General features: G+C 69.0%; 8 protein-coding genes. 1 reads left to right on the top strand and 7 read right to left on the bottom strand.

What is annotated here, in order from left to right:
- Positions 1-110: 110 nt before the first annotated feature.
- From efeB to efeU, 3 genes are read right to left on the bottom strand one after another with little or no spacing between them, the layout of a single operon-like run.
- Entirely contained in the window at positions 111-1,352 is a 1,242-nt protein-coding gene (gene efeB, locus ABFX51_RS04520; RefSeq protein WP_346052394.1) for an iron uptake transporter deferrochelatase/peroxidase subunit, read from the bottom strand.
- Positions 1,349-2,473, bottom strand: coding sequence for an iron uptake system protein EfeO (gene efeO, locus ABFX51_RS04515; RefSeq protein ID WP_346052392.1), 1,125 nt, complete (start codon positions 2,471-2,473; stop codon positions 1,349-1,351). The genes efeB and efeO overlap by 4 nt, the downstream gene beginning before the upstream one ends.
- Positions 2,470-3,303, bottom strand: coding sequence for an iron uptake transporter permease EfeU (gene efeU / locus ABFX51_RS04510; protein WP_091511131.1), 834 nt, complete (start codon positions 3,301-3,303; stop codon positions 2,470-2,472). Before efeU ends, efeO begins: the two co-directional genes overlap by 4 nt.
- Positions 3,304-3,516: 213 nt before the next feature.
- Between efeU and ABFX51_RS04505 the strand changes: the two genes are divergently transcribed.
- Positions 3,517-4,173, top strand: coding sequence for a hypothetical protein (locus ABFX51_RS04505; RefSeq protein ID WP_245783204.1), 657 nt, complete (start codon positions 3,517-3,519; stop codon positions 4,171-4,173).
- Positions 4,174-4,255: 82 nt separating this feature from the next.
- Here the strand turns inward: ABFX51_RS04505 and ABFX51_RS04500 are convergent, their stop codons facing one another.
- The 4 genes from ABFX51_RS04500 to ABFX51_RS04485 all read right to left on the bottom strand — a co-directional run bounded on the left by ABFX51_RS04500 (position 4,256) and on the right by ABFX51_RS04485 (position 7,150).
- On the bottom strand, positions 4,256-5,044 hold the full coding sequence (locus ABFX51_RS04500) for a hypothetical protein (protein ID WP_091511134.1): 789 nt from the start codon (positions 5,042-5,044) through the stop codon (positions 4,256-4,258).
- Positions 5,041-5,718: a hypothetical protein gene (locus ABFX51_RS04495; protein WP_091511136.1), complete on the bottom strand. Its 678-nt coding sequence runs from the start codon at positions 5,716-5,718 to the stop codon at positions 5,041-5,043. Before ABFX51_RS04495 ends, ABFX51_RS04500 begins: the two co-directional genes overlap by 4 nt.
- Positions 5,715-6,329: a hypothetical protein gene (locus tag ABFX51_RS04490; RefSeq protein WP_091511138.1), complete on the bottom strand. Its 615-nt coding sequence runs from the start codon at positions 6,327-6,329 to the stop codon at positions 5,715-5,717. The genes ABFX51_RS04495 and ABFX51_RS04490 overlap by 4 nt, the downstream gene beginning before the upstream one ends.
- 305 nt (positions 6,330-6,634) lie before the next feature.
- On the bottom strand, positions 6,635-7,150 hold the full coding sequence (locus tag ABFX51_RS04485; protein WP_091511141.1) for a GNAT family N-acetyltransferase: 516 nt from the start codon (positions 7,148-7,150) through the stop codon (positions 6,635-6,637).
- Positions 7,151-7,219 lie beyond the last annotated feature (69 nt).

Genomic DNA, 7,219 nt, shown 5'->3' with positions numbered 1-7,219 from the left:
CCGCCAGGCCCCCGCCGCCCCGCCCGGCGCCATGTCTGGCTCGCGCCGCCCGGCGCCCCGCCTGGCCCCACGCCGCCCGGCCCCGCCCGCCGCCCCAGCCGGAACAGCCCCTAACCCTCGAAGAGCGTGTCGCCCCAGTAACCGCTTTCCGGGACGCCCGGCGGGACCGCGAACAGTGCGGAACCCGTGTGCTGGATGTACTCCATCATCGCGTCCTTCGCTGAAAGCGCTTTCTGCATCGGGATGAACTGCTTGCGCGGGTCGCGGTTGAAGCAGATGAAGAACAGGCCCGCCTCCAGGTGCCCGAGGCCGTCCGAGCCGTCGACGAAGTTGTAGCCGCGGCGCAGGATCTTGGCGCCGTTGAGCGATTCCGACGACGCCAGGCGGATGTGCGCGTCCACCGGCACGAGCGGCTCCCCGCCCGCGCCGCCGACGTGCAGGTCCACCGGGTCGAACTCGGCCTGCTGGCCCAGCGGCGCCCCGCTGCCCTTCGTCCGCCCGATGACCTGTTCCTGCTCCTCCAGCGACGTCCGGTCCCACGTCTCGATGTGCATCCGGATCCGCCGCGCCACCAGGTACGAACCGCCCGCGAGCCACGCCTGCCCGTCGGCGGCCGTGACCCACACGTGCTCGTCGAGCGCCGCCGGGTCCTCGGCCTTCAGGTTGTTCGTGCCGTCCTTGAAGCCGAACAGGTTCCGCGGCGTGGTCTGCGCCGTCGACGTCGACGAGCTGCGCCCGAACCCGAGCTGCGACCAGCGCACCTCGGTCGTGCCGAAACCCAGCCGCACCAGGTTCCGCACCGCGTGCACCGCCACCTGCGGGTCGTTCGCGCACGCCTGGATGCACAGGTCGCCGCCGCTGCGCGCCGGGTCGAGCTTGTCCTTCGGGAACGCGGGCAGCTCGGCCAGCGCCTCCGGCCGCCGTCCCGCCAGGCCGAACCGGTCGTCGAACAGCGACGGGCCGAACCCGATCGTCAGCGTCAGCGACGACGCCGGCAGCTCCAGCGCCTCCCCGGTGTCGCTCGGCGGGGCCGCGGGCGAACCGCCGACCGCGCCGGACGCCCCGACCTCGCGGCCCGCCGTCATCCGCCGGGCCGCGTCGGTCCACGTCTTCAGCAGCGACACCAGCTTTGCGCGGTCCTTAGTGGTCACGTCGAGCGCGGCGAAGTGCAGGTGCTCCTGCGCGGGCGTGACGATCCCCGCCTGGTGCTGCCCGTGGAACGGCACGACGTCCGTGGTCGCTTCGGCGCTGCCGAGCGCGCGGTCGATCCCGGCACCGGCGGCGCCGGCTCCGGCGAGGGCGACCCCGGCACCGGCGAGCCCGAACACCCGCCGCCGCGACAGTCCGGTCACTGCGAAACGACCTCCGCGACCTTGCTCAGCGGCTCGCTCAGCGCGTCCACCGCCGAGGCGAACTCCTTGATCTGGTCCTGGCTCAGCTCGGTGTAGTAGCGGAACCCGTCGCCGTTGCGCACGGCGTCGAGCAGCTTCTGTACGTTCGCGAACTGGCTGTCGACAGTGGACACCAGCTGCGGGTCCTTCGCCTGCAGGATCGGCCGCAGCGCCTGCACCGCACCTTTCGAACCGTCCACATTGGCCTGGAAGTCCCACAGGTCGGTGTGCGAGAAGGTCTCCTCCTCGCCGGTGATCTTGCCGGTGGCGACCTCGTCGAGCAGTTCCTTGGCGCCGTTGGCGAGGTCCAGCGGGTTCAGCTCCAGCGTCTTCGCCCGGTTCACCAGGTCGTTCACGTCGGTGACCAGCTTGTCCGCGATCTGCCCGCTGTCCGGCTGCAGACCGCTGACCCACAGGTCCTTCTCCAGCCGGTGGAAGCCGGTGAACTGCTGGCCCTCCTCGAGGTCCGCCTCGCGGACGTCGATCGCCGGGTCGAGGTCGCCGAACTTCTCCGCGACGGGCTCGATGCGCTCGTAGTAGACGCGGGTGGTCGCGTAGCGCGCCTTCGCGTCGGCGACGTTGCCGGACTTCACGGCGTCGGCGAACTTCTGCGTCTCGGTCTGCAGCGCGCCGGTCTGGTTCGCCACGTAGGACGCGTAGCTCTTGGTCGCGGCGGCCAGTTCCGCGTTCGCGTCGGCCTGCTTGGTCGCGCCGCCGGTCACGGTGAAGGGGCCGCGGATGCCGTCACCGGCCATGCCCGGCTTGCACGCGGTCTGGTAGGTGCCGGCCTCCGCGACCTCGACGGTGAGCTTCCGGGTCAGCCCCGGCGCGATGTTCTCGACCTCGCCCATGATCCGGTCGCCCTCGGCGTAGAGGTAGAACTCGGTCACCTTGGTGCCCTTGTTGTTCACCTCGAACGTGAGGTTGCCCGCGTTCGCCGTGGTCGAGGACACCTCGCACGCGGTGTCCGAGGCGGACACGGTGATCGGCCCGCCGCCACCGGACTGCTGGTTGCCACCGGAGCACGCGGCGAGGGGCAGCAGCGCGGCGATCCCCACGATCAGTGTCTTGCGCAAGGTCACTCCTTCGTGCCCGCGAGGGCTGGTTTCGCGGCGGTGCGCCGCAGGAACAGCGGCAGCACGACCACGACGTAGGCCACCCAGGCGACGGCCTGCAGCACCGTGGTCTGCTGCGAGTAGTTGAAGATCCCCTTGAGCAGCGCCCCGTACCAGGACGTCTCGGGGATGACGCCGGACGCGTCGAAGGCGAGGGTGTGCAGCCCGGGCAGGAACGCCGCCTCCTGCAGGTCGTGCAGGCCGTAGCCGAGCACCCCCGCGGCGACGAACACCAGCAGCACGCCGGTGATCGTGAAGAACCTGCCGAGGTCGAACCGGACCGCGCCGCGGTAGAGCAGGTACGCGATGGTGACGGCGGCCGCGATGCCGATCGCGAACCCGATCAGCGGCTGCGTGGTGCCGCCCTGCGCGCTCTGGACGGTCGCGTAGAAGAAGACGGCGGTCTCCAGGCCCTCGCGACCGACCGCGAGGAACGACAGCAGCAGGACCGCGAGCGGGCCCACGGCGAGCGCGTCGTCCATCTTCCCGCGCAGTTCGGCGGCGATGCTCTTCGACGCCTTGCGCATCCAGAAGATCATCGCGGTGACGAACGCGACCGCGACGATCGAGAGGCTGCCGCCGAGCAGTTCCTGCTGCTCGAAGGACAGCTGCGCGGTGGTGTAGGTCAGCACCGCGCCGACGGCGACGGACAGCAGCACGGCCACCCCGACGCCCGGCCACACCCAGCGCAGCGCCTCCCGCCGCCCCGTCTTCACGAGGAAGGCGACGAGGATACTCACGACCAGTGCGGCTTCGAGCCCTTCGCGAAGGCCGATGAGCAGGCTCGAGAACAACAACTTGGGGCCTCCTCAGTGCGGTCCGACCAGATGTTTTTAGGTAAGGCTTTCCTGTCTGTCCAGGGCCTTCGGGCCTCCGCGGTCCGGCGGAACGGGTATAACGGACATCGCCAAAACCGTTTCCGCTGGTCAGGGGCCTGCCGAAGGTCAGGTAACGGTTTGTGTGATTCCGGCGGCACTGGACACGGGAAGCGCTCCCGCTAACCTGATCCGGTGGTTGAGCCCACCCCTTCGAGGGAACACACGCCATCGCGGTCGTGGGCGTCGTTGTGGCTCGCCATCGGGCTCGTCGCGACCGGGCTCGTGTTGATCTTCACGCTGGGCACGACCAGGCCGGTCACGTCGGAGGAGGCTCCCACCCCGCCGCCGGCCGCCCCGGCCCCCTCGGTTTCCCCCGCCGCGCCGCGACCCGCCGCCGCCCCGCCCGCCGACCGGCCGACCCGGTCGGACGAGGCGGAACTGGACACGTGGGCGAGGCAGCTCGCGGGGCCGACCAAGCTGCCGGCCGCGCTGCTGTCGGCCTACGGGCGGGCCGAGATGCGCATGCGTGGTGAGGCGCCGGCGTGCCACCTGTCATGGGCGACGCTCGCCGGGCTCGGCCAGGTCCAGGCCGTGGGTTCGGGTCCGCTGCCGGTGCCGCAGCCGGTCTGGGACCGCTGGAACGCCCGCGCGACGCACGACGGCAAGAAGCCCGACCAGCGCAACGTCGCCGACGCCGCCTACACCGTCGCCCGTGCCCTGTGCTCGGGCGGCGGGGACCTGACCACGGCGAACGGCTGGTGGCAGGCCGTGCTCGGCTACACGCAGTCGCCACAGGACACGCAGGACGTGCTGAACGCGGCGAACACCTTCGCCGCGGCAAAACCCTGAAAACGGCCGGGCCGCGGGGAACACCCGTCCCGCGACCCGGCCTTCCCGGTTTTTCAGGAATCCATTTCCCGAATCCCGCACGTCATTTGCTGGGCTTGAGCTTCCACTTCTGGATGCCGCTCCGGTATTGCTTGATCATGTCCCGGACGATTTTGCGGGTTTCGTCGTCGTAGCTCCTGGTCAGGTGCAGCGTCGTCGAATGCGCGAACAGCCTGGTCGTCTGTGTCCTCAGGCTCGCGACGAGGATGTCCTTGATCGCGCGGTCCACCTCGACGCTGAAGAAAGCCAGCGCGACTTCCGGGAGACCGTCGCGGTTCAGCCTGGCGTGGCCGATGCTGAACGAGTGCTTCTTGACCTCCTTGTGCACCGAGCTGAACAGGTTGGGGCCGCTCATGCCCTCCTTGTCGTACTGGCGGAGCTGGTCGATGGCCGCCTGCGCCGCCGCGCCCGCGGGGCCGCCCAGCAGGCTGACCAGGATCTTGAACGCGACTTCCGAGAGCTTGAACTCGGTCTTGTCCTCCCGGTAGGTGTTGCCCCCGAAGTTGTCGGTCTTGTAGCCGAGGTCGACCAGCTTGCCGACGTACTTCTTGTACCACTCCAAGGGTTTTTCGACGGGATCGACTTCCGCGCGGGTCGCCAGTTCGCACAGCAGGCCGCTTTCGTCGAGGTCGAGCTTCTGCCCCTCGGAGAGCTGGCCGTCCTGCGTCATGGCCTGTTTGCCGTCCAGCAGCGTGAGGCTGGCCTGGCCGGGAACCGGGTCGTCGCCGCGTGACTGCACCGGCACGCTGACGTCCGCGGCCGCGAGGAGCGGCGAGAGGTCCCAGTTGGTGACTTCCTGGATGGTGGGCTGGCCCATGGTCGGCTCCTTCATCGGTTGAGCTTGAACTTCGTGAAAATCTGTTTCTTCCGTGCCGCGAGGTATTCGTTGATCTTGGGCTCGAACATGTCGAAGTACTGCTGGTTCCACCGGGCGACGAGCTTCGCCGACTGGACCGAGGCCCGGGTCGCGACCTGTTCGCCGAGGACGAAGTCGTGCACCCGCCGGGTGATGTTGAGGTAGACGAACCCGCACGTCATGCTGAGCCCCCCGCCGGGGCCCTGCCGGACGCTGCCGAACGAGATCGCGTTCTTTTCGGTGCTGCTTTCCGCGGACTGGAACGGTTTCGCCGCGGGTTCGCCTTCCTCGATGAGCCGCTCCACCGCCTTGATGGCGCTGCGCACGGCCTCGATCTCTTCGTCGCCCATCCCGCTTTCCAGGCTGCGCGCGAGGCGGTGCAGGAGTTTTTCGCCCGGCTGGGCGGCGAGCAGCGGTAACCCGATGATCTGCCAGTTGTCCCAGCCTGCCTGTGAGGAGTAGACGTTGACGAAACGGTCCATCCACTGCTGCGGCTGGGCGATCCAGTCCACCTGCTCGTTGGTCCGCAGTTGCGCGCACCGCAGCGACCGGTCGATCTGGTCCTGCTGGCGCTCCGGCACGGTCGCACCCGTGACGGCACCGAACCCCTGGCCGGAAGCGGCGCTGAGCACCAGTTCCGGCGCGCTCACGTCGGCAGGTCCGTGACTTCGTCCTCGGGTGGCACCGGCACGATCAGCTTGCGCCAGTTCCCCAGGCCGTCCAGGAGTTTCTGGACGGTCTTCGCGTCGTAGCTGCTCTCGACGAGTTTGCCGCGCCAGTGCACGATCCACAGCAGGGATTTCGCGTCGGGCAGGTCGTCCAGTGCGGGCGCGCACCGCTGCGAGTCCTGCAGCCAGGCGAAGGAAAGGGCGAGCTGGTTGCCCTCGTCGGAGTGGAAGAGGTGTGCGACGCCACGGCACAACGCCTCGGGTTGCGGGTCGGCGAGGTCGATCCCCGCGTACTCGTCGGACTGCGCGACCGCCGCGGAGAAGGCCTTCTCGATCGCGGCGCGGTCGCCCTTCGCGGCGGTCTTTTCGAGGTTCTTCACCAGGTGGGCGACGACCTGTTCGCCGTAGGTCTCCTTCAGCGAGGTCGGGTGTTCGGCCTGCTGCGGGATCTCCCGCTGCGGGTTCCGCCAGCCGAGTTCGGTGAGTTTTTCGGTGAGAGCGCTGAACCACTCCTTGAACTTCTGCTCGGCGGTGACTTCGCTGTCGGTGGCACGGGCGGTCAGGAGGAACGACTGCGTGGCCGCTTCCGCCACCGATTGTGAAACACCTTTTTTCACGTTGATCGATATTCGGTCGTCGACCAGGAACGAGGTGGTTTTCCGGCCCGCGGCCACCTGATCATGTGTCGAAATGGACTGCTGCATGATTGCGCCTCCGATTGTTGGCGGTGAATTCAGTATCACCACGGGGGCGCGGACCGGGCCATTCCACATTAGGCTGGGCTTGAACTCACGCGGAGTAATGCCGAATAACTCTCATCGCCCGCCACGCCTGGAAAGGCCATTCGGGGCGGCATCGAACGTGGTCGGCCCCGTCCGATCCGGGCTCACTCCTCGTATCAGGGCGCCAGGGGGTTCGGCTTGGTCAGGAAGACCGCACCGGCCACGAGGTGCCCGAACTCCGGCGGCGGTTCGGCGACGGCGTAACCAGCGGCGGTGTACATCCGGATGTTCCGTTCGCTGCGCGCCCCGGTGTAGAGGTCGAGGTGGCGGACCCCGGCGGGCACCTGTGACTCGGCGAACTCCAGGAGCCGGCGCCCGATGCCTTCGCCCTGGAGGTCCGGCGCGACCATGAGGCGGCCGATCTCGCAGCGCTCGCCCCTCCGCTCGAGCCGCACCGCCCCGATCAGGCGTCCGCCCCGCCGGAGTGTGCGGACGTCCATGCGTTCGACCCACTCCCGCACGGTGTCGAGGTCCTCGTGCAGTGCGGGGATCGCGAGAGTGTCGTTCAGGATCGCCTCGCCGACCCAGCAGCAGCGTTGCAGCACCAGCAGTTCAGGCGCGTCGTCGATCGTCGCGACCGCGAGCGCGCCTGGCGGCGCCCACTGCCCGGATTCGGTTCGGCTGTTCCCCACCCGTGCTCCCCCTAGTGCCTCTTCAAGGAACGTTGACGTGGTAACCGTGTCGCGTGGACATCCGGGCGG

The organism is Amycolatopsis dongchuanensis (genome assembly GCF_039542405.1).
Classification (GTDB): domain Bacteria; phylum Actinomycetota; class Actinomycetes; order Mycobacteriales; family Pseudonocardiaceae; genus Amycolatopsis_E; species Amycolatopsis_E sacchari.
The sequence above is the reverse complement of the archived record's forward strand: the minus strand, read 5'-3'. Positions and strand labels throughout refer to the sequence as shown.

Coding starts and splice junctions, on each gene's coding strand:
- ABFX51_RS04500 (WP_091511134.1), bottom strand. CDS start 5,044: ATGAAGGAGCCGACCATGGGCCAGCCCACCATCCAGGAAGTCACCAAC.